This window comes from Pseudoalteromonas sp. Of7M-16, from assembly GCF_022347805.1.
Lineage (GTDB): Bacteria > Pseudomonadota > Gammaproteobacteria > Enterobacterales > Alteromonadaceae > Pseudoalteromonas > Pseudoalteromonas luteoviolacea_F.
Window position 1 is genome coordinate 1 of the sequence record NZ_JAKRFY010000004.1, and the last position, 26945, is coordinate 26945.

General features: G+C 42.6%; 13 protein-coding genes. 5 read left to right on the plus strand and 8 right to left on the minus strand.

Features of this window, described 5'->3' with window-relative positions:
- The first annotated feature begins 29 nt into the window (after positions 1-29).
- The 4 genes from MHN81_RS05360 to MHN81_RS05375 all read left to right on the plus strand — a co-directional run bounded on the left by MHN81_RS05360 (position 30) and on the right by MHN81_RS05375 (position 15081).
- Complete coding sequence (locus MHN81_RS05360; RefSeq protein WP_239425195.1) at positions 30-8072, plus strand: Ig-like domain-containing protein; 8043 nt, start codon at positions 30-32, stop codon at positions 8070-8072.
- Between the two features lie 545 nt (positions 8073-8617).
- A complete protein-coding gene (locus MHN81_RS05365) occupies positions 8618-10300 on the plus strand; it encodes a hypothetical protein (RefSeq protein WP_239425196.1) in 1683 nt (560 codons plus the stop codon).
- 82 nt (positions 10301-10382) lie between these two features.
- Positions 10383-10697 (plus strand): hypothetical protein, encoded by a 315-nt coding sequence (locus MHN81_RS05370; protein WP_023398197.1) that lies wholly within the window; start codon positions 10383-10385, stop codon positions 10695-10697.
- A 25-nt stretch (positions 10698-10722) separates the two neighbouring features.
- Positions 10723-15081, plus strand: a complete 4359-nt coding sequence (locus MHN81_RS05375; protein ID WP_239425197.1) for a DUF1554 domain-containing protein — start codon at positions 10723-10725, stop codon at positions 15079-15081.
- A 537-nt stretch (positions 15082-15618) separates the two neighbouring features.
- Here the strand turns inward: MHN81_RS05375 and MHN81_RS05380 are convergent.
- From MHN81_RS05380 to MHN81_RS05415, 8 genes are all read right to left on the minus strand, one after another.
- A complete protein-coding gene (locus MHN81_RS05380; RefSeq protein ID WP_023398194.1) occupies positions 15619-16371 on the minus strand; it encodes a hypothetical protein in 753 nt (250 codons plus the stop codon).
- Between the two features lie 488 nt (positions 16372-16859).
- Positions 16860-19079 carry a DUF6351 family protein gene (locus MHN81_RS05385; protein WP_239425198.1) on the minus strand — a complete coding sequence of 740 codons (2220 nt, stop codon included), beginning with the start codon at positions 19077-19079 and terminating at the stop codon, positions 16860-16862.
- Between the two features lie 261 nt (positions 19080-19340).
- Complete coding sequence (locus MHN81_RS05390) at positions 19341-19967, minus strand: hypothetical protein (RefSeq protein ID WP_239425199.1); 627 nt, start codon at positions 19965-19967, stop codon at positions 19341-19343.
- 257 nt (positions 19968-20224) lie between these two features.
- Positions 20225-22696 carry a TonB-dependent receptor gene (locus MHN81_RS05395; RefSeq protein WP_239425200.1) on the minus strand — a complete coding sequence of 824 codons (2472 nt, stop codon included), beginning with the start codon at positions 22694-22696 and terminating at the stop codon, positions 20225-20227.
- 277 nt (positions 22697-22973) lie between these two features.
- Positions 22974-23666, minus strand: coding sequence for a YafY family protein (locus tag MHN81_RS05400; protein WP_239425201.1), 693 nt, complete (start codon positions 23664-23666; stop codon positions 22974-22976).
- Between the two features lie 19 nt (positions 23667-23685).
- On the minus strand, positions 23686-24003 hold the full coding sequence (locus MHN81_RS05405; protein ID WP_023398189.1) for a hypothetical protein: 318 nt from the start codon (positions 24001-24003) through the stop codon (positions 23686-23688).
- A 446-nt stretch (positions 24004-24449) separates the two neighbouring features.
- The gene (locus MHN81_RS05410; protein ID WP_023398188.1) at positions 24450-25025 is read right to left on the minus strand and encodes a hypothetical protein; all 576 of its coding nucleotides are present in this window, start codon (positions 25023-25025) and stop codon (positions 24450-24452) included.
- Between the two features lie 696 nt (positions 25026-25721).
- Positions 25722-26006, minus strand: a complete 285-nt coding sequence (locus MHN81_RS05415) for a hypothetical protein (protein WP_239425202.1) — start codon at positions 26004-26006, stop codon at positions 25722-25724.
- A gap of 276 nt (positions 26007-26282) precedes the next feature.
- On the opposite strand from MHN81_RS05415, the gene MHN81_RS05420 reads away from it, so the two are divergent.
- Positions 26283-26909 (plus strand): LysE family translocator, encoded by a 627-nt coding sequence (locus MHN81_RS05420; protein WP_023398186.1) that lies wholly within the window; start codon positions 26283-26285, stop codon positions 26907-26909.
- The last annotated feature ends 36 nt before the right edge of the window (positions 26910-26945 follow it).

Below are 26945 nucleotides of genomic sequence, written 5' to 3' on the forward strand. Positions count from 1 at the left end.
TGACGTCAGCCAGTCAGCAGCTATCCAACTTGGATTTAAGTGCCCTCAATGATGGTACATTGACTTTATCTGTGACCTTAACGGATACCGCGGGCAATGGGGCCACAGCAGTGACTGCCAGCAGTACGTTAGATACTACAAGTCCAACGGTAACGACGTTCAGCGCATCTGATCCTACGCTGAAAGTCGGAGAAACGGCGACTGTTTCAATTACATTAAGCGAATCCAGCAGTGACTTTTCTGTCGAAGATATCAGTGTGTCTGGTGGCGCCCTAAGTAATTTTTCGGCAAGTTCTGGTACGCAATATAGTGTTGTATTTACACCCAATGAAAATACAGAAACCAATGCTACGTTAGACATTAATGCGAGTAAATTTACAGACAGTGCAGGTAATGCCAATACCGCAGCCCAGCAACTAACCTTGAGTGTTGATACCAGTGTTCCAAGTGGGCATGCAGTAGATATCGACCAGACATTGATCAACCGTGATAATGAATCAGCATTGAGTTTTACGTTAACTGGTTTAGAGGGAACAGGCTCATTTACCTACACCGTTACAGACTCAAATAATCAGTTTGTTACGGGCAATGGGAATATTAATGCTGCTACTGCTCAGGTATCCGCGGTTAATGTCAGTAACTTAGCAGAAGGTACTTTGACGTTAGCAGTTATAATCACAGATGCGGCAGGAAATAGTGCTAGCCTTATCTCTGATACAGTCACCAAGAAATACAACGTGGCACCAACGCTTAGTGGGGAGCCTGCGAATACCATTGCACAAGGACAAGCATATAATTTTATCCCTACTCTGGTTGATTCTGATGAACAAGATACACATACCTACAGCGTCACAAATCTACCCAATTGGCTAACCTTCAATACGAGCACAGGAGCTCTTTCTGGCACCCCAGCGGATTCAGATGTAGGTCAGTACAATAGTATTTTGATCTCCGTGAGTGATGGAACGGACACAGCCTTCTTAATGAGCTTTAATCTTGAAGTAACTAATGTCAATGATGCACCGAACGGTACTGCCTTTAGCTTCTCAACAGAGGAAGCGGGGCTGCTAAGTATCAGTGCGCAAGCGGGTTTATTGAGTACCGCAACCGATGACGATACTGATAGTGGTGATACATTATCAGTAGAGCAAGTTTCAGCGCCGTCCTTTGGTCAGTTAACGCTAAATGTGGACGGTAGCTTTACTTACCAACATGATGGCAGCGAAAACCACACAGATCAGTTTACTTATCGGGTCAAAGACGCATCCAATGCCGTGTCTGATACTTATACCGTGTCAATCACTGTGACGCCTGTTGCCGACTCGCCTACGGCGGTCAATGATGTGCTCACCGTAACAGAAGACAATTCAGGAAACATAAACCTGCTGGCCAATGACAGCGATCCAGAGCAGGATATCGTAGCATCCTCAGCGACCGTGATCACAGCTCCAACAAAAGGTACTGTGTCGATATTAAATGGGGTTGCGACATATTCACCAAATAACAATGAGAATGGCAGTGACTCGTTTACATATTCAGTCAAAGATGCCCAGCAAAATACCTCTAATACTGCAACGGTATCGGTGACTATTACCGCGCAAAATGATCTGCCTGTGGCAAAAGAGTTAGTGATTAATACCTCGGAAGATACTCATTCAGATCCGCTTCAAGTGCGTGCTCAAACGACGGATATCGAAGATGGTATGCCAACAGGTGATCTAGCAATTGCATCACAACCTACCAAAGGTGCCGTAGTAATAGATCAACAGCAAGGGACGTTTACTTATCAACCGAACGCAAATCAAACGGGTACTGATAGTTTTACGTATACAGTGGCAGATAGTACAGGCGGTATATCTGCACCAATGACCGTTACGGTCAACATAGGTGCAATAAATGATCAGCCGGTAGCACTTGGAGATAGCGTAACTACCGACGAGGATGTCAGCACCACGTTGTCAATTCTATCCAATGATAGTGATGTTGAAGATCAAGGCTTTAATGGCGCTAACATAACACTTGAAGATCAAGGGAATGGCGCTGGAAACTACGCTAAAGCAATGGTTACGATTCAAGCGGATGGGCAGTTAAATATCGCACCTGTCGCTGATCAAAACGGTGTATTTACGTTTAATTATACACTGACCGATAGTGAAGGGTTGATGTCTGATCCGGCGACAGTCAGCGTGACGCTTACACCGGTCAATGATGCGCCAGTCGCGAATGACAATACGGCGAGTTTACAAGAAGAAGGGTCTTTTGAAGTCAATGTTCTGGGTAACGATACTGATGTCGATGACAATGATAGCTTTGATTTATCCAGTGTTACGGTCATTGACCAACCTCAATTCGGTCAGGTAGTTGTAAACGCACAAGGTGCTATTGTCTATACGCCAAATGAGCATTACTTTGGCGATGATTCATTTACTTATACAGTCCAAGATGCTGCGGGAGCTATATCAAATAAGGCGACGGTCACTATGACGGTGACCCCTGTTAATGACGCTCCAGTGGCGCAGGCTCAAGCGCTTAGTTTAGATGAAGATGCCAGTTTAGGTGTGACGTTAAATGCCACAGATCAAGAGAATGATTCGCTGAGTTACCGTGTGTTGACGGGAGTCTCTCATGGCACACTAGTCCAGCAGTCAAATACGACTTGGTTATATACCCCAACGTCAGATTTTAACGGCAGTGATAGTTTTACCTTTGTAGCTAATGATGGCACCGACGACTCTCAAGCCGCAAATGTGTCTTTGACCGTAACCCCAGTTAATGATCAACCGACAGTGACAGGTCAACAAGTTAGCGTCGATGAAGAAAGCACCGTTGCTATCACTTTGAGTGCTCAGGATATCGACAATGACAGCTTGACCTACCAAGTTGTAGACCAACCAACTAGGGGCACTTACTCACTAAGTGGCAGTGTTGTTACCTATACGGGTAATCAAGACGACTTTGGTGCGGACAGCTTTACGTTTAAAGTGAATGACGGACAAGTTGACTCAGACCTTGCGACAGTCAATATCACCATTAATAACATTAATGATGCACCGGAAATTTCAGGTACGCCGAGTGAACAGATAGATGAAGACAGCACATATACCTTTGTACCAAATGTGGACGACAAAGATGGCGATACCCTGTCATTTACGATTGAAAATAGACCAAATTGGCTTAATTTTAATACCACAACGGGAGCTTTGACTGGTACGCCAGAGAATAGCCATGTTGGGGTGTATAACAATATTGTGATCAGCGTATCTGATGGTGAGCTTACAACCTCATTGGTCGCGTTTTCTATAACAGTCAGTAATACCAACGATGCACCTACGATTGGCGGTATACCCTCAACCTCTGTAGACGAAGACAGCGCGTATAGCTTTACACCTGTCGCGGCAGATATTGATGGCGACACGTTGAGTTTTAGTATTCAAAATGCGCCTCCTTGGGCTAGTTTTGACTCTTCAACAGGCGCACTTACTGGTACACCCCAAGATCCTGATGTCGGCAATTACACAAACATTACTGTGTCAGTGAGTGATGGCCAAGTGTCAGCGACATTGGCGGCCTTTGACATCGCGGTCAACAATACTAATGACGCACCTGTTGGCCTTAACCGTGGTTTTAACGTCAATGAAGGGGGATCATTGGCTGTTGATGCTAACAACGGCTTGCTCAGCAGTAGCTTTGTGTTCGACGACGACCTTGATAGCGCCGATTTTGTGTCGATTGTTGATATCAGCCAGCCATCTTTCGGCACACTAACTGTCAGTGCAGATGGTAGCTTTACATATCAGCATGATGATAGCGAAACACAAAGCGATAATTTCACTTACCGAATTCAAGACAGTTTTGGGGCACAGTCTAATGTTGTCACCGCAAATATTTCAATTACGCCGATTTCTGAAGCACCTATCGTGCAAGACGACAATGCGCAAACGAGTGAAGACACGGCGGTTACCATCAACTTGCTGGACAATGATTCGGATCCCGAAGGAGACATAGTGGCCTCTTCGGCAATCGTGGTTGATCAGCCAGCAATGGGTACTGTTTCAATCGAAAATGGTGTAGCGACTTACACGCCCAACTTAGATGTAAATGGCTCCGACCTATTTACCTATATTGTATCTGATCAAACATCAAATAACTCGGAGAAAGCGACGGTATCTATCGTGATTTCCCCCGTAAATGATAGACCTCAGGTACAGGCGCTCAATGCAAATATTGAAGAAGATGCGCAGCAAACAAGTATCAATGTAAGAGCATTTGCCACAGATATTGAAGATGGTATTCCCACAGGCGAGATAGCATTGGTAGCTCAGCCTGTCAAAGGAAGTGCAGTAGTTAACAGCTCAGCAGGAGCCATAGATTATACGCCGTTTGAAGATGAAGAAGGCTCCGACAGCTTGTCTTACACCATTGCTGATAGCAATGGTGCAGTATCTGAACTGGGCATTGTCTCTATCAATATTGGTGAAGTGAACGATGCGCCAATTGCGGCTGACGACAGTGTCAATACACGAGAAGATACCCAAGTTATTCTCGATGTATTGAGCAACGATAATGACGTCGAGGACGACGGTTTTAATGGCGCGAATATCACGTTGCAAAATGGCGGAACGTTTGATTTTGCAACCGTATCAATATTGGCTGACGGTCGCTTGCAAATCGACCCTGCACAGGATCAAAATGGTCAGTTCAATTTCACTTATACGTTAACTGACAGTGAAGGGTTAAGTTCTTTGCCAGCCTCCGTCGCACTCACAATAAATGCGGTCAATGATGCACCAGTTGCCAATGACGATATTGCTGCACTTGATGAAGAGGGGGTTTTTGCTGTCAATGTATTGGGTAATGATGTGGATGTAGATGGCAGCAGCGAACTTGATGTATCAACGGTGACCGTGATTACGCCGCCGACAAAGGGACAAACAACCATAGATGGAATGGGGCGTATCGTCTACAGCGCCAGCTCTAATGAAGTGGGGAGTGATAGCTTCACTTATACCGTGAGGGATATGGCTGGGGCATTGTCGAATGTCGCGACAGTGGTAATGACCATAGACAATATAAATGATGCGCCTCAGGCTCAAGATGATAACTATGGTGAAGAAACTTTTGATGAGGCTGCGGGAACATACCGCTTAGCTGTTTTGAATAACGACAGTGATGTAGACATTGGCGACTCACTTGCATTACTGAGTGCACAAGCGTCAGTGGGCAGCGTACAGGTACAAGGAAGTGAACTGATCTATACACCTGAGGATTCGTTTAATGGTGTCGTTATCATTGAGTATGTAATTAAAGATGAAGCAGGTGAAATTAGTCGTGCGGTCGCCGAGCTAACGGTAAATAGAAATGATGCGCAGGGCACGCCACCATCAATCACTGTGCCAGCTGATGTGACTATAGATGCGACAGCATTATTTACAAAAGTGAATTTAGGCAATGCGACAGCAACCGACAGCAACGGCAACGTCATTGGCGTGTCATTAGTCGACAATAATTTACTGTTTCCTCCTGGTAGACACATAGCGACTTGGCGAGCTGAAGACAGCAATGGCCTGAGTACATTTGCAACTCAGAACGTACTGGTCAACCCGCTTATCTCTTTGGCTAAAGATGCTCAGCTTTCGGAAGGACAGAGCTTTACATTAGGTGTGTACTTAAATGGTGAGGCAGCTCGATACCCTGTCCAAGTGCCTTTTACTGTCTCTGGCACAGCTAATAGCTCAGATCATACTTTGTCTAGTGGCTCGGTCACAATTGAATCAGGAATTGAAGGGCATATCACATTCAGCATATTTGAAGACGGGCAAAGTGAAGGTAACGAATCTATCATAGTTACCTTAGATGATACCTTGAACAGAGGCGCCAAGTTCACAACGCAAATCACCATCGTCGAGGACAATGTAGCGCCTGATATTGAGTTAAGTGCCCTTCAAAATAATGAATTACGCACCACGGTAACGGCGAATGAACAATTGGTGACCATTACTGCACAGGTCACAGATCCTAACTTGGGCGATACAGTGACATTGCTTTGGGAGCCTTTAAATTCTGAATTGCAAAATATCAGCACTGTTACTGATGAATTTGTCTTTTCGCCACAAGCTTTGACAACAGGTGTATATGGGATCTCGATTACTGCAACGGACAATGGAGAGCCAAGCCTCTCCAACACTGCTCAAATATATCTAGAAGTAGTGCCGGAATTGGCTGTCTTGACTGCCCAAGACACAGATGGAGATCTAATTCCGGACAATGAGGAAGGTCATACAGATTCGGACAATGATGGTATTCCCGACTATCAGGATGCGATCACCGATTGCAATGTAATGCAGGAGCAAGTTACAGAGTCTTCGCAATTTTTAATTGAGGGCGAACCTGGTGTATGTATCCGAAAAGGGGTAACAATTGCACAAAATAGTACTGGCGGAGTACAGCTTTTACCTGAAGAGATTCAAGAGGATACAGGTGCGATAAATATTGGTGGATTGTTTGACTTTATCGCAGTGGGACTGCCGCAAGCAGGAGATAGCTACAGTATTGTTATTCCTCAGCGTAATCCGATACCTGTCAATGCGGTATACCGCAAGCTCAAAGGTGAACAGTGGGTCGATTTTGCAGTTGATGAGCAAAATAAAATATTTTCTTCGCTTGGAGAGCCTGGTTATTGTGCTCCTCCTGGTAATGATGTGTGGCAGGAAGGCTTAGCTGAAGGGCACTGGTGTGTAAAACTGCAAATTGTGGATGGTGGTCCAAACGATGATGATGGGATCGCAAATGGCAGTATTATTGATCCAGGTGGCGTTGCAGTAATTAACACAGGTAATAACTTGCCAGTTGCAATATCTGATGAAATAACAGTTGGTGCTGGTCAGGCAATTCAGATTGATGTTTTGGCAAACGATTCAGATGTTGATGGCGATACTTTGACTATTACAAGTGCAACGGTCGACTTTGGTGTTGTGGTAATAGAAGACAATAAGCTGACCTATATGCCGCCACTGACTTTTGTAGGGTTAGCTACTATCCAATACAGTATTACTGACGGTCAAGGTGGTACTACAAGTAGTATTGCCACCGTGAATCTAGCTGTGAACTCTGCACCGACTACTAAACTAGATCAAGCTTCGACAACCGACAAAGCTGCGATCACAATTAATGTGCTAGATAACGACTTTGATGCGGATGGTGATGCATTTTCTATCATAGAAGCTGTTGCGCAAAATGGCTCCGTGAGTGTTAATGATGATGGTACTATCACATATACACCTAGATCAGGTTACGAAGGTGTCGATATCGTCACTTACACAGTAGTAGATGGCAAGGGGGCAATATCACAAGGAATAGCGCAGGTGACGGTAACTGCGTATAAATCCGTTAATATTGAAAATAAATCGTCAGGTAGCCTAGGAGGGGGACTAATAGTGATACTTTCTGCATTAGTAATACGAAGACGAAAAACCATACTGCCTAGCTTTGCTTTGATCTCGATGAGTTGTTTACTTCCAGGCACTGCTTATGCGGACACTTGGACGTTAAAGGGCACTTTAGGAGAAGCGCAAGCCAGTGAGAGGGTTCACAACAATAACTCAGGCTTACAAGTAAAAAACATCGACGATACAAGTTCGTCATGGTCCGTTAGTAGCTATTTCGAATTATTGCCTAATTGGCATGTTGGTATTGGGTATGTCGACTTGGGACAAGGTCGAGTTGATTTTGAAGGGGCAAGTCTGACACCCGGAGAAGCGCATACTGCGGTATCACGAATAGCGCCTGTGCTGCCTGAGGGCTTCACTGTGCAAGTAAACTATGATTTATTTACATGGCATAGTATTAAAAGCGAAGTATTTGTTGGTGCATTTGACTGGGAATATAAAATAACCAGTACGCGTGATAATCGATTTTTGCAAAGCTATGAGGCGAGTGAAACGAACGCATTTGCGGGTGCCGAGCTGGGTTATCAAATTAGTGAGCACTTTGAAGCGGGCATTCAATATCGCCACTTTGATATAAGTGAAAATAAAATCAATGAATTTTCGCTATTTCTTGGCGTGCAATTCTAAACAAGTGAGACAGATAGGAGCAACAAGCTTGGTTGCTCCTAAGATCAATCTAACTATCATTAATTGGCATTGCTAAAAACTGCTCCAGCAGAGGTGGCGGTGTGTCAACTTATCTCTATACCTTGTTAAAAATTTATTATCTCAGCAATGTACTTCTAGTTTTCTCGGCGCAAAGCAATGGGATATAAAGGCACTTCCGCTTAATGTCTCGGATTAAATAGCATTTTTGAAATCCCTAGCTTTAATTAGAGGGATTTTTAACCAGTTTTAAATTACATTTTCAATTCCACTCTTTATTAGATAAGTGACAACAAAGCTATAGTTTAAATGTTGTATCTGAAATGTTATTAATTTGTTTGTTTTATTTGGTTTTTAAAAGATTAAGCATGCTTATTGGGTTGTTTATTAATTTTTTTATGGTTTTTCCTGTTTTTGTTTTGGTAATGAAAAGATTAATATATATGCCAGTTAAATTGTTTTTTGTTGATCTTAATTTCACTAAAGTGTATAAACTCACTTAATTTAAAGTGGTCTGATGTTTTTAAATGGAATTAATGTACCGATACGTGAATTTTACTCATTTTAATGATTCATACATATCGAAATCAGCAGTTTTAAAAATGTTGGTGGTTATATTCTCCTGTGTAATTTCGGTTGTACATTTTGAGGGGTTTTACTATCAATACAACTATCCAAAATGGGTGGTTTTTGACTCATTTTGTATTCTGCTAGTTATTTATGCAATTCGTTCTTTGCCTTCTATTAAGCTTAATGTAATAGGGTTTGCAATCGGGTTTTTAGCTCTATACATGCTCATTACTTTAGCTTGGGCTCCCAATATATTTGAGTCTGCGCTATTTATTTGCCGATTTTTAGCTTTTACTCTATCGATATATATATTGATTTCATCCTTTTCTAAGGAAAAGCTATTGAGCGTAATGACCGATGGTGTTTTTTATGCATCTATTGTTTTTAGTGCTGCTACTATTTACGAAAGGTATTGGCTAGGCAATGCTTATTCGAGTAGTAACTTCTCGCCTATCGGTTTTGTCAATTACTTGGGACATGTGTTAAACATTTGGATCCCAATACTTGTTTTATCAATTTACAACAAACGAAAATCACTCCCTCATTTGCTGCTTGGCCTAATCAGTTTAGCATTTCTGATGCACTTGTTAGTGGAGTCAAATACTAGGGGCACTATCCTCGGTTTATTGTTTGCGGAAATAATAGTCATATGTGTCATTTTGCTTAAAACAAAAAAAGTGCCTATTAAGTATCTCTCAATTTCAGCCGCATTTTTGGGGGCTGTTGTGAGCTATAGCGCCATTGATGAACTTGGTTTTTCAAAGCTTGAAACACAACTCAAGTTAATTCAATCGTTAGACACAGGTAGAGATAAACTGTTTTTGAATACCATAGATATGATTAAAGATAATCCATATGGGGTTGGTGTTAATAATTTTGAATACATTCATCAGAAATATGCAAAAGCTGGTACGGAAGAGTCTTCCCCTTATATTACAGAGCTAAGTATATTAAGAACGCCATATAACATATTGTTAAAGTTCTATAGTGAACTGGGCTTTATTGGTGGTAGCTTGTTCTTAGTGATTTTCGGATTGGTTTTTATACAGGCACTTCATAATTTGTTGAAGGGAGATTACATAGATGCCTGGATTTTTATGGCCGTATTCTCGTTGTATTTCCACTCGATGTTTAGCTCTGTGTTTTTAACCCCAGTAAGCTTGTTCTTTTCTATTCTTTTATTCTCATTTTTACTTTCCAGACGAGGCTTTTTCATAAAAAGTGCGGTGAGTTTTAGAATAAAACCAGTATTCCTATGCTTACCGTTAGTTATTTTTTTAGGCTATTTGTCTACTTTAAAAACAGTGTCAGGAAACTTAACTTCTACGGGCTACCGTATCGGTGATACGGATAAAGTACAAAGTGCACTTGACATGAATCCGCACGATTATTTTGCTGCGCTGAGGTTGTTTGACCTGTATTTAATAAAAGAGCGTAACGCAGAACAAGCTTTAAAAAGCTTAGAACATGCCATCAAACTATATCCATACAATTTATATATGTTGATCCGAGCCGCTGAGGCTTCAGCTCAATTGGGACTTAATAATAAAGCTGAGATGTACAAAGCACGTGCTCTAGCTATAAACCCGAACAATACTCAGGCTTTATCAGTGAACACGGGAGGGAAGTTACGAGAGTAAATAGCAAGAATTTATACACCTTCACGTTTGAAAGTACCGAGTTCATTGATGAACGTTATTTTATTAAAGGAAAACAACGAAAATGAATAAACTACATTACCTCGCCCTGACGCTACTCGCTTGTATTAGCCTTTCTGGGTGTGGAGGCGGTGGTGGCCAAGCATCAAATGATGCAGGAAAATCACCTGTTACTCAGCCGGATCCTAAGCCCGATCCAAAGCCGACCCCAGAACCCGATAAAGGAGTCGCAGATCATACTGTTAAGCAATCTAAATTAGGTAGTAGCCGAGTCCAAGAGACAACTTCAGGTGCCCATGATTTAGCCGCGACAGTGTCGATTGTCACAAAAAAAGCAAGCTCTGAAAACTATAGCTTGTCCAATGCCGCAACGAATTAATTAAATTAAAGAATAAAGGGAATATATGTTTACTAAAAATGCGATAGCAGTTGCACTTGCAGCTGTGAGCGCTATCTCCGTGCCTGCAATTGCCGCTCAGCTTAACCACCAAGGTACACTGACTAATTCAAATACTCAGGAAGCTGTGAATGGCACAGTTTCTATGACGTTTAAATTGTATTCACAAGATCAGGTTGTTTGGGAGTCAACGGAAACAGTCGAAGTTACAGATGGCGCTTACTCAATCAGACTTGGCCAAAACAATGCGATTGATGCAGCTATTTTTAAAAACAAAGATCTAGAGCTAGGGATCACGGTTGGCGATGATACGGAAATGTCGCCGCGATTGAGCATTGATACAGTCCCAAGTGCCTATTACGCAGATGTAGCCAGTAAAGTCGAAGGTGAGGTTGATGCTACATCAGTTTCCGTTGGTGGTAATGTCATCATTGACGAAAATGGTCAATGGAAAGGAGACACTACAGGGCTGCGCGGTGCGGATGGTATTGACGGCATTAATGGTAAAGACGGCGTTGACGGCAAAGATGGCGCTGATGGTAAAGATGGTGCTGATGGACAACCCGGTGCGAAGGGTGAAAAAGGTGATACAGGTGCCCCTGGTGAAAAAGGTGACACAGGTGCCGCTGGCGAAAAGGGTGAAAAAGGTGATACAGGCGCCCAAGGTGAGAAAGGTGAAAAAGGTCTGCAAGTAAAAGGTGCGTGGAGTGATGCTGCGGCATATGCAGTGGATGACGTCGTTTCTTTTGGTGGAAGTATTTATATTGCAGTAGCAGCAATTAGTGCCCCTGAAGCCGAGCAGACAAATCTTGATCCAGTATCAGCGCCAGACGTATGGAATTTATTGGTCGCTAAAGGTGAGCAAGGCGTTCAGGGCGAACAAGGCGAGCAAGGTATTCAAGGTGTGCCTGGTGAACAGGGGGCTCCTGGCACTGCTGGTGAGAAAGGCGAAAAGGGCGAAAAAGGTGAGCAGGGTATCCAGGGTATTCAAGGTATTCAGGGGATCCAAGGTGAGCAAGGTATCCAAGGTGTGCCCGGCGAAAAGGGCGAACAAGGCATACAGGGTGAGCAAGGTGTTCAAGGTATCCAAGGTGAAAAAGGGGACCGAGGCTTACAAGTCAGAGGCGAGTGGAGTGGCAGCGCTGCATATGCCATTGACGATGTAGTTTCTTTTGAAGGCAGTGTATATATTTCTGTTGTTGAAGTCGCGGCGCCTGCTGAAGGAGGCATCAATTTGGCACCAATCGCCTCTCCTGGAGTTTGGACTTTATTGATCGCTAAAGGTCAGCAAGGTGAGCAAGGGCTTCAAGGTGAAAGAGGTCTGCAAGGTGAGAAAGGCGATGCTGGTTCCCAAGGTGAAAAAGGTGAGCAAGGCCTGCAAGGTGACAAAGGCGACAAGGGTGAAGCTGGTGCCCAAGGTATCCCAGGAGAGAAAGGTGACCAAGGCTTGCAAGGCCTAAAAGGTGACAAAGGTGATGCTGGCCTTCAAGGTATCCAAGGTATTCAAGGTATCCAAGGTATCCAAGGTCTTCGCGGTGAGAAAGGTGAAAAAGGCGAGCAGGGTATTCAGGGTATTCAAGGGGAAAAAGGTGATAAGGGCGACAAAGGTGATCGTGGTCTTGTCATCAAAGGTAATTGGAGTGCAACAGATGCGTATAGCGTAGATGATATTGTTGTACACGAGAACAATGCCTATGTTGCTAGAATCGCAGTCTCTGCGGTTGCTGAAGGAAATGAACCAAATTTAGCACCATCAAACACCAATAACAGTTGGCTGTTATTGTTTAATGGCGTTGGCTCTGGTCTGGCCGGTAAAGATGGCTTAGACGGTGCTAAGGGTGAACAGGGTATCCAAGGTATTCCTGGTGAGCCTGGCGCCGCTGGTGAAAAAGGTGACAAAGGTGAGCAGGGTATTCAAGGTATCCAAGGTCTTCCAGGAGCGCAAGGTATCCAAGGTGAAAAGGGTGACCAAGGTTTACAAGGCCTGAAGGGTGACAAAGGCGACCCAGGTGCACAGGGTATTCAAGGTATCCCCGGTGAAAAGGGTGATCAAGGTATTCAAGGTGAAAAAGGTGATAAAGGTGATAAAGGCGACAAGGGTGATCGCGGCTTAAGCATCAAAGGAAACTGGAGTGCGACAGAAGCCTATCAAGTTGATGATGTTGTTGTTCATGAAAATAACGCCTATGTTGCTCGACTGGCCATCGCGGCGGTAGTTGAAGGTGATGAGCCAAACCTTCCTCCCTCAAATACAAACAACAGTTGGTTGCTATTATTCAATGGCGTTGGCTCAGGCTTAGCTGGTAAAGATGGTCTAGATGGTGAAAAAGGTGCACCGGGTGAAAAAGGCGAACCGGGCGCGCCGGGCGCACCGGGCGAAAAAGGTGAGCCGGGTGAAAAAGGTCAAGATGGTGCGAATGGCCTAAATGGTAAAGATGGTGCCAATGGTAAAGATGGTGAAAAAGGTGAACCGGGAGCGCCAGGCGAAAAAGGTGAACCTGGTGAAAAAGGTCAGAAGGGTGATAAAGGCCTACAAGTTGTAGGTGCTTGGTCTTCAGCTGCCGCTTATTCGGAGGACGACGTTGTTACCTATGAAGGCAGTGCCTATATTGCAAAAGTAGCGGTACCTGCTGGCGAGCAAGCAAACTTGCCTCCGAAAGACGCATCAGCACAATGGGCGTTATTTGCATCTAAAGGCGATACGGGCATTCAGTTTATTGCTGGGGGCTATAACTTGGTTACTGAGTTTGTCGCTGGTGATGTGATCACCTACATGGGCAGTGCATATATTGCAACGCAAAATACAGTCGCTGTACCTCCAACAGATCCTCAAGGTAACCTGCAACAGCCGTGGCAACTATTAGCTAAGGGCGCAAGTTACGATGAGTCTCAGTTTGCACTAAAAGCGGACCTACCAGATCTGACTGTCTATGTGACGAAAGCTGAATTTACTTCTGGCTTAGAGTCAAAGGCAAACAGCATTACTGTGACAGGTTTACTTGAAACAAAAGTAGATAAAGCTGCATTCGATACAGCCCTAAGTGCAAAAGCGGATATCACTGTATTGGATTCTAAACTAGCACTCAAAGCAGACCAAGCGGCAGTTGATACGGCATTGGCAGGCAAAGCGAACCAAACAGCGGTCAACACTGCGCTTGCGTTAAAAGCAAATAAAGCAGATATGGATACTGCATTGGCAGGCAAAGCAAACCAATCTGCGGTAGACACGGCGCTTGCGTTAAAAGCAAATAAAACGGATGTGGATACAGCGCTAGCTGATAAAGCAAACCAAACAGCGGTCAACACAGCGCTTGCTTTAAAAGCAAATAAAGCGGATATGGATACTGCATTGGCGGGTAAAGCAAACCAAGCTTCGGTCGACTCAGCCCTTGCGTTAAAAGCAAATAAAGCAGATATGGACACTGCATTGGCAGGCAAAGCAAATCAAGCTTCGGTCGACTCAGCACTTGCTTTAAAAGCAAATAAAGCGGATATGGACACTGCATTGGCGGGTAAAGCAAATCAAGCTTCGGTCGACTCTGCGCTTGCATTAAAAGCAAATAAAGCTGATATGGACACTGCATTGGCGGGCAAAGCAAACCAATCTTCGGTCGACTCAGCGCTTGCTTTAAAAGCAAACAAGACAGATCTTGATACTGCGGTTACAAATGTAGTGAGATTTGATCCCGCGAAATTGGTTTGGGATGTGGCAAACTCCTACAAAGCCGGAGAAGTTGCAAGAGTAAACTTCACTGGCAATATGTATATTGCATTGAAAGATGTGCCAAATAGCTTAGATATTAAACCAACTACCCATCCGGAATACTGGGCCCTTTTTGTTGAAGGGAATGCGCCGAAGAATGTAAAAGTCGTCTTTGCGACCAGTCAAGTTTTTGATGGTAACTTAGGAGGTCGCTCTGGTGCGGATGCTAAATGCCAAGCAGCAGCGGATGCAAGTAGTGTGGCTCCTGCAGGGACGTATAAAGCACTGTTAAATGTGGGGGCATCTCTAGCATCATCTGATATTAGCTCTAACCATACGTATTATCGAGTTGACGGACAAATTGTTGCACCAGGGTCGTCCTTCTTTGATCCTTCGGCCATCTTGAGTCTTCCAATCGATCTTGATGAAAATGGCAGCCAGGTAGGTGGAAATGCATGGACAAATATGACGCCAGCGGGAGATAACGATAAGTGGAATGCTTGTGAGTCTTTCTCATCAACAAGTACGCCTATTTGGGATAAATACGCAGTCAATGTCGGTGCAAGGGTTGGCCATATAGGTGAGACTTATGTTTCATGGAGGTCGAGCAGTACTTACCTAACTTGTAATTCAACTGCGAGACTCTACTGTGCTCAGCAATAATTAGATAGAGTGGAAAAGCCTATTCAATGAATAGGCTTTTTTTTGCTTTGGCCTATCTGCTAAAAAATAAAAACGCTCAAAAATACTCAAAAACCTTCAATCATCCTGTCTTTATTGAAAGCGTGTATATTTGCGTTTTCGAAAAATAGATACCTCTCAATGTCTTTCATGTTTACCCGTGGTTGACCAATAAAACCAAGTTAACAAGCGTGACTATTTGCTATCAAAAGAATGCCAAGCAACCTGCAATGGTCTGTTTTGAGTAGCGGTGCGATTAAAATAGCAAGCTGATCAACCTAATGTTGCTTCTAGAGCTATTTTATACAATGGGACAGGAACTAAACCTCACCGCAACTCATTGCATCGGTCATAGCTTTAATTTGAACGAGAGTTTTTCATGGGATTTCAGTTGCATAATTGTATTTGGTGAGGTGCCATGTGACATGCAGGTATTGAAATCATCATGTAGTGTGTTAGAGCCCGATGAAAATACTTGTGGGAATACATTACACTCGGGCTCAGGAACTTTATTTACGACTAATTTATGCGAACTTCAAACTTTTTAGAATAACGTTGTTGTATCGCACGTGCTCGACTGCTGTCAGCGAATCGGCTGTCTAACGTACCGTGGTTAAAGCGTTCCATGAATACTTCACCCTCGCACGACTTTTTATTATTGAGTACAGAGTCATTGAGACCTTCAAGTGATGCTAAGTCTATGCTCAAACTACCGTCATCGTTGGTATCGATATAATTTTCAACAACACTGGCCTCATTGCCATCATCTTTTTTGCATCTTATCGTAAGTTTTGCATCAAGTTGGGTGTTATTTTGTTTACTATCCGTCCAGCTAACTTCGAGTGTATCTGTTTTGTGAAAAGACTGATTTTCTTGAGGGGTAATAATCGTAAATGGCTTTGGCATAATCAGCGTGGTCGTCAGCGCGTCACCCACAGCATCCCTAGTTAGGGTCACAGTATATTTGGTGCCTTCTTCGGAAATATTGAACACAGCACGGTAATCAATATCAAAAAAGTCGTCATCTCTTTCTAGAGCTTTAGTAACACCTGCCGCGCTGGCCTCAAGTCGGTCTTTGTCTGATAGCTTTATATTGTTGCCATTTCTGCCACTGACATTGAGCTCTGCGATAACACGGCTATCTTTACCTTGCGATGTAACATAAATATCGGCCCAGATGGCTTCTGTTTTGACATCCTTGGACTCTGTGGTTTCAGTGGAGCATCCTGCTAAAAGAAGAAGGGGTAAAGCTGCGAACGATTTTAGTTTCATATTGGTACCCGTGATTAAAAAGTGTACCTAATATTAGTATTCTTTTAATCAAACTAAAATACAACATAACAATTTTATACAATTTAAATTTGTTGCGTATTTAATCGCATGTTAGGTGTGATGCAGAGAAGTTAAGTTGAACTTCCATGTTCAGGTAAAAATCTAGTTCACTTTATTGGAACAATATGAATATAAAATGGATTTTTAAATTAAGCAATAATAAAAACATAAAATATGATAATTTACATTAGGTTATAAATTCACATTGGCACTTTAATTTTATCTGTGAGTTAATTTTGACGCGGGCTCCAAGCAAAGCGCAAGCCTGTTGGATTTTTGTCCGAGAAAGCACCAATTCACACGTTGCGACAATCTATGAGGGAAATTGACCAAAATATGAATAAATAAAAAGATCTACCTGACAAATATAATACTATCAGTGCACGTCACTATTTTCGGCCGCCTTTACTTTGTATATCTGGTTGATTTTAATTCCTTGTTTTGGTCAATAATACCGTGTTTGAACCTAACTCAGCATCCTCATTGGCGCTGTTTTTTCTCGAAATGTATTCTCGTGGTATTCCCATATCTACACCATTGTAATCACATACCCCTTGAGGAAAAATTCTTTTTAAATCATCCATATATTTGGACATATCAATGGCACCGTATACACCGCTTTCAATGGCTTTTTTCACTGGCATAAGCGGGCATTTGAACATAGCTCCATCCCAATGACCCCCAGCTTCAATTCTACTTGTACTAAACATAGGGAAACGGGCTTGGCATGCACCCTCTACACTATTGTTCCATTTGCCATTGAAAACGCCCTGACCAGACGCCAATACAGAGCCATCTCGGTCAAAGCAGCTGTCTTGTAAATCGTCCGGTTTTGCGCCAAGTACATCGTGAGTATTCGAAGACTGCAACTCAGTTAACCAAACGTCCATCATATCGAATGCTTGTTTAGTGGGGTTATAATCTTTGTGCGCAACCCAGATAATGTGATTTTTGCTGTGGCCACGCGCTTGTTCAATGCGTAAACGACTATAGAAAGAGGCAGACATATGGTGCATATCTAATTCGTTTTCCAGATAGTGTCTCGCATCAATTACAGGTATGTCGATTTCGCCAATAAACACTTGTCCGGAATGATAGGCCTGTTGCATGGCTTCAATTGAGCCGCTGTGTCTCGGCGCGATGTCGTCAATAGGGGTGGTGATATTGTGGTTACCCCATAAAGTGAGCCAGATTGGCAATTTGTGACCGAGAGGTAAGACTATTTCCTCTTGTCTCATTTGGTGTTGGGGTTTCCAAGCACCAATATTAGCATTGAGGTGTAAAAATTCATCAATCGTAATTTTTTTGTCCTTGAGTGCATTTAATCCATATTGAACACCAATATTGTCCCAAGTACTGAGGCCAAGCCCATGTTCATCTACCCCAAATACATGCGACATGTCTTGCCAATAACTCCAGTTAGTCTGATCTACAACGTATTGTGTAAAGTGCTCTCTAATAAAACCTTGCCTTGGGTTGTTGATAAAGGCCGATAGGCCAAAGTAACCATTGATACATTCACTACTGCCTTTGGGGAAGCTTGGGACAAATCCAGACATGAGTTGATTAATCGGCTGCAAAAACCCGCCTTTTTGTGGGAATCCGTTAATGGCATTCATTCCTTCAATAAGTCGGCGCCTCTCCCAGTTGCGCCAAGCCTTTTTGTCTTGTGCTCTGAAGGTAAAGTAATTATTGAGTAGATCGCAGTCCAGCGCGTAAACGGTTTGGGTGATCATGTCTGGATAGCTGTACAGTGGGATCAAACCATCAAGAATACCAGTGCTATTTTGTGCAATTAAGTATTGTGCTAACCCTCCGCCAGAACCGCCCACACCAACAGTGTAAAGGGGGTTGCCATATAGGCTTGTAAATTGCTTTTTCACTCTTCGCGCAGTGTCTTCTGCCAATAGCATGTTATAGGTATAACTGGTTTTGTTTCCACTTGAGCTAATAACGGCATAACCATCCAGCAACTGTTGCGCTTGTCGTGTCATGACCCGCGCTGCTTTTTGTCTGCCTTGCCTGAATCCAATCCCCGAGCCGCCATTGAATTGATAAACAAGGCGTTTGTTCCATTTACTTTTGGCAAGCCGATCACCGACTTCAGCGGCTTCAATGGGCATGACGATCGTATAGATAAAGCGGTTAATGGTACCTTGTTCGACTCTAAATAAAGGCGTTTTAGTTTGTTTTGCAGTATTTAAATCGTTTATTTTTACAGCTTTAAAACCCTTATTGTTATTGAGCAATGTATAGTAATTAATTCTTGTTTTGACGCCACAATCTTTACTGTATCCGATGACTTTATCGTCTTTATATACAGGTATACCGAGCGCCTGATGATTGTCTATTTCAGGCTGACCAAGCAAGGAATCTCTAGACATACAGTAAAATGGGTATTGATTGGGACCGGAGTACAAGCTGGTATTTGGTCCGATACCGTCTACAGCAATAGGAAATTGATAATACTCTTGGGGTCTTTTTATTTGAGATATGTGGCTTTTAAAGTCCAGTAAGTGGTTAGCTTGCGCTTGCGCGCTATTTTGCACCGCAAATTTACGGTCCTCATTGGTTAAGTCTTGATACAGCCAAAAAGCAAAACTAGCAAAGACGAGAATAGTGACGGCCAACACAAACTTTTTAATCATACGCACCTCTATGATCATACCACTACTTATAAGTTTAGAATTGCTCCGTCATATGTGTTGTTATATGTTTGTTATTTAAGGTAAACCGGAAAACATTAATATATAAAACAGCGCATTATTCAACATGGATGAATATAAAAGTGGTAATAAAATGGAGGCTAATAATTGGATGCACAATAAAAATTAACAACAGATCAGCGGATCAGAGGGTTGTCCAATTGCCACTTTACAGCTGTAATGTGGCAATTGTTGACGAGATGACTATTTACTAAAGTCGATAGAATCAAAACGTTTTTGTAGCGCTTTTCTGTGCTCCTGTTCTTCCTCAATATAGGTGCCAGAGAGCATCTCTTCACGTTGCATTTCAAGCATACTGCGTTTTTCATCAATCACTGCAATGAGCTTTTCTTTATCTGAAGCAAGTAGCTCAGTGGAGTTATTTATGTCTTGCTCCATCAGATCGAGCATTTCAATACGCACACCTAACTCTTTGTATTTTAGAAAGTCGATGCCCAAACTACCAAATAGAAGCGCTTCGTTAATCTCATGTTGTTCAATTTCAACTTCAATGGGCATATCCATGATCCCGATTGTGGTTTCTTGATAAAGCTGAATTGCTTGCGAGCGCTCGTCTAAATCGGGGTTAACGTATTCCTTGGCGTTTTCTAGTGCACGTTCATAATAGGCTTTGGCTTGTTCCGATATTTCCTCATAATTGGTATTGAGTGATACGGGCATCACGAGGTCCGGGTCGGTGGTAGTTGGTTTGGGGTTGAGTGCATCTTGCATCAAAGAGGCGAACTGAGCATGTTTTTCAATGCTATGTTGCGCTGTGTTTTGTTGAGCTTGAAAAATTCGATTTTGATTTAACGTTGAGATGCTATTCATACCCGAGCCTTAGAAAGCGAAATAGAAACTTTGCCTAAAGGTGGCAAAACTGGAATTAACACTCTGTTAGTTAAGCAATTTATAGACCAAGACAGCGGATGAGTATTTATGTATGAGTAACTAGGCGTATTTAAGTGTTGTTTTAGAAAGAGGAAGCAAAAACGGTGCTGTTTGGTAAGGTTTGAGGCTTGCGAATTTAACTTGTTGTCATTGGAAAAGTTAAAAGGCGGCAATTTACCGCCTTTTGTTGTCGCTACTTAGAACTGATAATTGAAAGTCAGTTTAGCGTTGCGTTCGTTACCAGGTAAACCACCTAAGAACATTGCTTTGCTGTAGTAAGTTTCATCAGCTAAGTTTTCAATGTTAAGTTGGAAATGGTAGTTGTCAAAGTAGTAAGCCGCAGCCATATCCCAACGAGTATAACCGTCGATCACCGCAGTCGGTAAGCCGAAAGAAACGTGGTTTACTGTGCGCTCACTGGTGTAGTGCATACCCAAGCTAACCTCAAGGTCGCCACCCATTATTTGCGGTAACGTGTGTGTTAGCCAAGCACCAGCCATTTTTTCTGGGACACCTTTTTTAGCAGACTCTCTTTTTTCAGGATCTGATTCTTGATGACGAACAGACACAGCGTCTTGGTATGTGGCGTTAACGTTTAACTTCCACGCTTCAGCCAATGCAAGGTTTAGATCAAGCTCAACACCCTTAGTTGTTTCATTGTTGTCGTACTTGAATTCAGGAATACCCGCATTAAATTCAGGACCTTTTTGGTCATCGTAATCAGGGTTACCGTAACGCAAGTTAGTACGTTTAGTATCAAACACTACGATTGAACCTAGTAGGTCTTCGTCAAAAGCTGTGAATCGAATACCGATATCAAGTGTTTCTGATTCAGAGTCTGGCTGGTTAGGTGTATCAACGCCATCAGAGATTGATGACAGTACGCCGTATGCTGTGCGACCTTTACCAACATTAACAAATGCTGATAGCTCTGGCAGGATCTGGTAGTTAATACCAAATGTATAAGTCATACCCGAGTCATCTGTATCATTTTCCGGCTTCATCCCTTGAACACGATCTGTGCCTAGGTGCTGATACTCTTGCTCGATGGTTGTGTACGCCGCACCTGCGCGCGCAGTTAACGCGTCTGTCAGATAAAGTACTTCTTGCGCACTGATGCCGTATGCTGTCAGCGACTTGTCATAGTTACTTCTAACAATTGGATCGTAATCCATAAATTCGCCAGTACCCCAGTTAGGGTTGCGGATATCTAGGATATAAGGGATCGCGTTGTCTGACTTAGTGCCATCTGCGTCATATGCAGACCACTGTTTGAATGACATATCGCGGTTTTCGTAGTTTACACTGAACAAGTGCTCACCACTTATGTCGCCATAGCTCCAACCAAGTTGTAAGTCCGCGAAGTACTGCCACGTCTTTTCATCCGAGATTGCGCGGCGGTACTCTTGACGACGTGCAGCATATGGGTGCAACTGACCATCTTCTGTTAATAGTGGTGCGCGCGGATCCGCATTGATAATAGAACCGTGTGTTCTATTTGAGCGATCCCAATAAACATAGTTGTATGCACCTGTTTGACGTACTAGCTCTGAATCATATTGACGCCATAAAACTTGTTGGGTCAGTGTAGACTCTTCACCTAAGTGCCAATCATGACGAAGCTTAAAGCGCAGCTCTTTACCTTCATTTGGTGTTGAAAGTGGAGATACTAGGCTTGTGTCACCTAAATCAATCGGTCTTAGGCCGTCACTTGTAGAGATAGAAGCAGCTAGTTGTTCACGCTGCGCTTCAGTAAGCTGGATCCCTAAATAATTGATATTGCCATCTTCGTCAGTTGTAAACTTACTTTCATTTGGCAAGTCTGCACCAGTTAGCTTTCTTGGGTCGCCACTGATGCTATCCCAGTTTACGATACGTACTGGGTCACCGATTGAATCTACCTGAACAGCATCATCGATATAGGCTGCTGAAAATAGTAGTGAGTGGTCTTTCGACGCTTCAAACTTAAGGCTTGCATAGACTTCATCGCGGTCCTGTTGTAGATCACGGTAGCCGTCACTGCGCTCGTGGTTAAGCACCACACGGTATGCTAAGTCGTCAGTAATGGCGTTGGTTGCATCAAGCATCAAGCCATATGTGTTCCAGCTGCCGACTTTTGTGCTGATTTCGTAAGCTTCTTCAAACTGTGGTTTTTTCTCAATCAAGTTGACAACACCACCTGCCGCACCAATACCATAAAGACCCGTTGCAGGACCTTTAAGTACTTCCATGCTTTCAATGTTTGTCATAGAGCGAGTTGGGTTGTAATTGTTGCCAAGACTTGCACCACCGTACATGCCATCATAAGTGTAGTTTACACCTAGACCACGGATCGCAAGGTTGTCACCGATACCATAGTTATTACCAGCTTGAGTAAAACCACTGACGTTTCTAATTGCATCTTGCAGCGTATTTGCTGTTTGAGAGTCAAGTAAGTCTTTATCTACAACGACTACTGCCGCTGGCGTTTGCATCAACGCCATGTTTGATTTAGTCGCAGTACCTGATTCTAAGATCAGTGCGTTATGTTTGTTATAAACGCTGATGCGCTCAATATCGTCTTGGGCTTTGTCAGCAGCATGCGCCGATGCCACAACACCACCTAGTAAAGCAACTTTAACAGCTGTTGCCAGAACACTTTTTGAATTTAGTGAACGAGAGAATTGCATATTACACTCCAAACTTCGCAATATGATTGTTTATTCGCAGAGAGCGCGCATACTAACAGTGATGGCAAATGATAACAACTCTCATTTGCGTTTAATAAAAGTTGCTAAAGTTAATTTATGTTATCGATTTATTTATTTGTTTTTATTGTGTGCTTGGTGGGTATTTTTATTGTTTTAAATTGTGTTTTTATGGTTTTGTTTTTGCTTCTTAATGTGAATTTTGTTGCATTGTTTAATGCGGCAGCTACAGGTCTTATAAGAAGAAAAACTGAGCAACTTAAGTTTTGCATTGCTCTGAACGGACGATTTCGATGTAATGGGCCATACTTTTAGTTTGCTCAAACTCAAATTGCACATCGATTTGTTCAAGACTATCTATTCTGTCCAATCTAAATTCTCGATACGCTTGTCGCAATAAACAAAAAGCGATGATTGTCCACTTTCCGCCCCAGTAAACAAGGCCCAATGGCTCGATAGTTCTGTTACTCGGCTGGCCTTTCGCATCTTGGTAGCTCAAACAAAGCTGGTGCTTAGATTCTATGGCGGAGCGTATCATTTGGCTGTGATTTTGATCTTTTTCTGCATGGGTAAAACCGACTGCAAGAAACGGCAGATTGTCACTTAGTTGCTTTAAGTGAGGTGGCAACACCGCCTCAATTTTTGCGATGGCAGAGTGGGCCTGCTGCGCTAATTGCGGATCCGTCCATGCTTGCAGCATTCGGCTACCAATGAGCAGAGCTTGCAGCTCTTGAGGGGAGAACATCATCGGCGGCAGATCACAATCTTTGATAAGGTAGCCAATCCCAGCTTCGCCCTCGACTGGCACACCTGATGTTTGTAGATTTTGAATATCGCGGTAAATTGTGCGCTCAGACACTGCCAACCTGTTAGCCAGTTGCTTGGCTGTGACTGCCACTTTACGTCCTTTTAAATGGTTAACCAGCTGAAATAGTCGCTCTGATTTATGCACAATTTACCTCTTCGTTTAATTAAGCAGTACACTCGCTTTGCTGTAGTATCCCATGATGGCTAATGCCAACAGACTCTTTATCGACCAGCGCACAAAATGCTTTGCACACTTCAACTTCTTCAAAAGCACGTTGCATGTGCTGGTTGTCTTCCATACATTCCCAATAGCTAATATCGATGAATGTATCAGTATTTGCTTGCTGGGCCAACGAACGATAAATAAACCCTTTTTGCTTTTCGGCAAACTCCTCAAATGCCGCGCTCTTTTCTAATAGCTGCTCGATAGTGACGCCTGAGTTTAACTTAAATGTGACAATTTCAATGATATTTTGAGTCATGGTAGTTGCTCCTTGTTGTTGATGCAGTAATTAAAGCAAAGCGGAGTGTCAGGGAGTGTCAGTAATAACACCTGTAAATTCCTTTTTAAGTTGGAAGATGGGGAGACATTTTGACTATGTTGATTGTAAAAAAGCACAGTTCGTCAGCGATATCCCTATTCGCAATCTACCTTTATAGATTTGGTATTCGATGACGAACTATAAAGGTATATTTAGTATTTGACGCGCGGAACTTGTCCCGGAGGATGTGATTTTTATTTAGTTATCTATTGATTAGATGATTCCCAGACTTATGCCTCAAAGTATTGATAATAAGGCATAAACTATCATTACTTTGAGGCAGAAAAAAAGAACTCTGCAAGGTCGCTGACAGAGTTCAAGTTGGTATTTATATCAATGGAAGCTGCATATTGACTATAAATGTAGGTTTTAAGCTCGCTTATTGGTTATAAAGGATTGATACTTCCAAAGCGTTTGATAGTTATGCCTGCTGAAGAGGAACTAGAATACCCGTCATTATCAGTCACCGTAATTGTTAGATAGAAAGTTTCACCAACAGCGCCATATACTTGGATGCTATCTGAGTGACTGCTAACTGAGGCCCCGTTAATGCGAACGTCTCTGGATTGAATGTGCCCATCTTTGTCATTGGCACTAATTTCAAAAACAGCTTCGCCTTCACTATACTGACGAGCAGATACATTCACATAAGGTGTATAGTCACATACTTCTTTTGTTATGGGCTGTACATGTGAGAAAGGTACTTTTGCAGTACAATTTAGAAATTCATTTCCAACCAGTCTGTTTATCGTAACCGAGCTATGCACCGTTGGGAAAATATAATCTTCCAACTTCACAAGCCTGCCATTACGCATTGATGCTAAACAACTTACTTGTCCTTCATAAACATTCTGATAACCAGTATTTTCCATACGGCAGTTAACGGCCTGCCCACCACCAGCAAGAACGATATTTGAACTGAGAACGAGAGAAAATCCTAAAGCAATTTTTTTTATATTCATTTTATTAATCCTTATATTGATATTTTAATTTATATGGACCTTTATTGGGGTCAAAAACACAATAGCATGATGGTGGTTAATATTTGAACACCTGGGTTGGATAAAAAACATCCAAATTTTTTTATGGTTTATGCGGTTTTTTAGATTGATTAAGTGTTATTAATATTGATTTTTAAGGTTATGCTGGGCTAACCAATAAATCGCATGCTGGATTTTTTCTTTATGCTTGTTTTTTAATCAGAATTAAGTGGGTTTAAATAGGGACGTTGTTTACAGGTTGATGGAATGACTGCTCGAGCATTTGCCATGCAATATTTATTTAAAATGATGCCTATCAATCGAACAATCTTGATGAGTGATAAGTTGAATCTATTATCCTGAGCATAGAACGATGCAAACAAGCTACTTGTAGACGAGCACCTCAAATACTCTGCTGATCATTAGTTTCAACCATTTGGGGTTGTGGTTTATTTCGGCCAGCAGTGTTTATGTCACAGCAAATAAATGCTTTTTCTCATGGATTTCGAAGTTAGAACTACAAGTGTGATATGTAACAAGCCTTATGTTTTAGGCTACATATAAAGCCATTTAAAAGATTGTTTTTATTGACTGATATGGTGAATAAATAGCGCAGCCAAATAGCAAGTAAGCTGCGCCTTTGTTTTTAGTGTGGCAGGTAAATGAGCTGCTTTTTCATTAGTTGTCGTTAAGATCTAACGCTTCTAGTTCTTGACCAAGAAACTTGAGTCCGGCTTTGGTTAAGACGATTTGTGCAATTTGTACCGTACTTTGACGAGCAAGCTTTTCGTTGACAAAGAAGTGTACGACTTCTTTAAGTGCGTTTTCTTGTTGCTCAGTGGGCGAATTTGCGTCGGGGTGTACGGTGCTAAATGTTGGGGTTGCTCCGTTAGGAAAGCTTTGGAGTAATAATTTACCTAGTGGTACTGCGTGACTTTTAAAGGTTTCTAAATTGTCAGACATGTGTTTTCCTCCGTGTTATGGAAGTTTTATCGTACACAGCTTTCAAAAAAATAAAGAGCTAAAAAATGTACCAAAATGTATATGGGCTTCGTCATTCACAATTAGTAATTTGGTTGCAAAAGTGGACCTAACTCAGCCTTGCATGCAACCCAATTCCGAGCTCTGATAAGCAGGGTAGTTAGATTTATCTGAAAAACAGCGGTGTTTGGCAATTTTTTATTAACACCTAGCCGCTAATTTAGGTAAACTCGCCGCCTGCATTTATTGGAGGTAAGTATGGAATTATCAGCATGGCTCAGTTTGGCTCTGATCTGCACATTAGGCGCTATGTCACCTGGACCAAGTTTGGCTGTTGTACTAAAACACAGCATAAATAGTGGTCCAAGCGCAGGTATATCTGCGAGTGTGGCACATGCGTTGGGTGTTGGTAGCTATGCGGCATTGTCAGTGCTGGGGCTGGCGAGTTTGATTGCGCAGTTTCCTGCGGTTTACACTGCGTTGTTATACGTGGGTGCTGCTTATTTGGCGTATCTGGGTTATAAGATTTTGACCAGCAAACCTTCCGCTAGCGACGACGCAAGTACCAACTCTGCGGCAAAAACAGATTGGTTTATTGCGGCAAAAGAAGGGTTTACGGTTGCATTTGTTAACCCAAAAACGGCTATCTTTTTTGTTGCTTTGTTTTCTCAGTTTATAGATCCAGAGGCGATGACTTTTGCGGTGGCATTTTTAATGTGCTTTACCGTATTTATCATAGACGCTATCTGGTTTATTTTTGTTTCGATTGCTGCATCATCTGCCAATGACCGCTTTAATTTAAACTCAAAACAAGGTGTTATATCTAAGGTCCTCGGCGCTGCATTCATTTTGTTGGCTGCCAGAGTACTGTATCAGACGCTTTAAGATATCAACCCAGTTTGTTGATTGCGGCATAAACAT

Coding starts and splice junctions, on each gene's coding strand:
- MHN81_RS05370 (WP_023398197.1), top strand. CDS start 10,383: ATGAATAAACTACATTACCTCGCCCTGACGCTACTCGCTTGTATTAGC.
- MHN81_RS05385 (WP_239425198.1), bottom strand. CDS start 19,079: ATGATTAAAAAGTTTGTGTTGGCCGTCACTATTCTCGTCTTTGCTAGT.
- MHN81_RS05365 (WP_239425196.1), top strand. CDS start 8,618: ATGGAATTAATGTACCGATACGTGAATTTTACTCATTTTAATGATTCA.
- MHN81_RS05420 (WP_023398186.1), top strand. CDS start 26,283: ATGGAATTATCAGCATGGCTCAGTTTGGCTCTGATCTGCACATTAGGC.
- MHN81_RS05410 (WP_023398188.1), bottom strand. CDS start 25,025: ATGAATATAAAAAAAATTGCTTTAGGATTTTCTCTCGTTCTCAGTTCA.
- MHN81_RS05395 (WP_239425200.1), bottom strand. CDS start 22,696: ATGCAATTCTCTCGTTCACTAAATTCAAAAAGTGTTCTGGCAACAGCT.
- MHN81_RS05390 (WP_239425199.1), bottom strand. CDS start 19,967: ATGAATAGCATCTCAACGTTAAATCAAAATCGAATTTTTCAAGCTCAA.
- MHN81_RS05415 (WP_239425202.1), bottom strand. CDS start 26,006: ATGTCTGACAATTTAGAAACCTTTAAAAGTCACGCAGTACCACTAGGT.
- MHN81_RS05405 (WP_023398189.1), bottom strand. CDS start 24,003: ATGACTCAAAATATCATTGAAATTGTCACATTTAAGTTAAACTCAGGC.
- MHN81_RS05375 (WP_239425197.1), top strand. CDS start 10,723: ATGTTTACTAAAAATGCGATAGCAGTTGCACTTGCAGCTGTGAGCGCT.
- MHN81_RS05380 (WP_023398194.1), bottom strand. CDS start 16,371: ATGAAACTAAAATCGTTCGCAGCTTTACCCCTTCTTCTTTTAGCAGGA.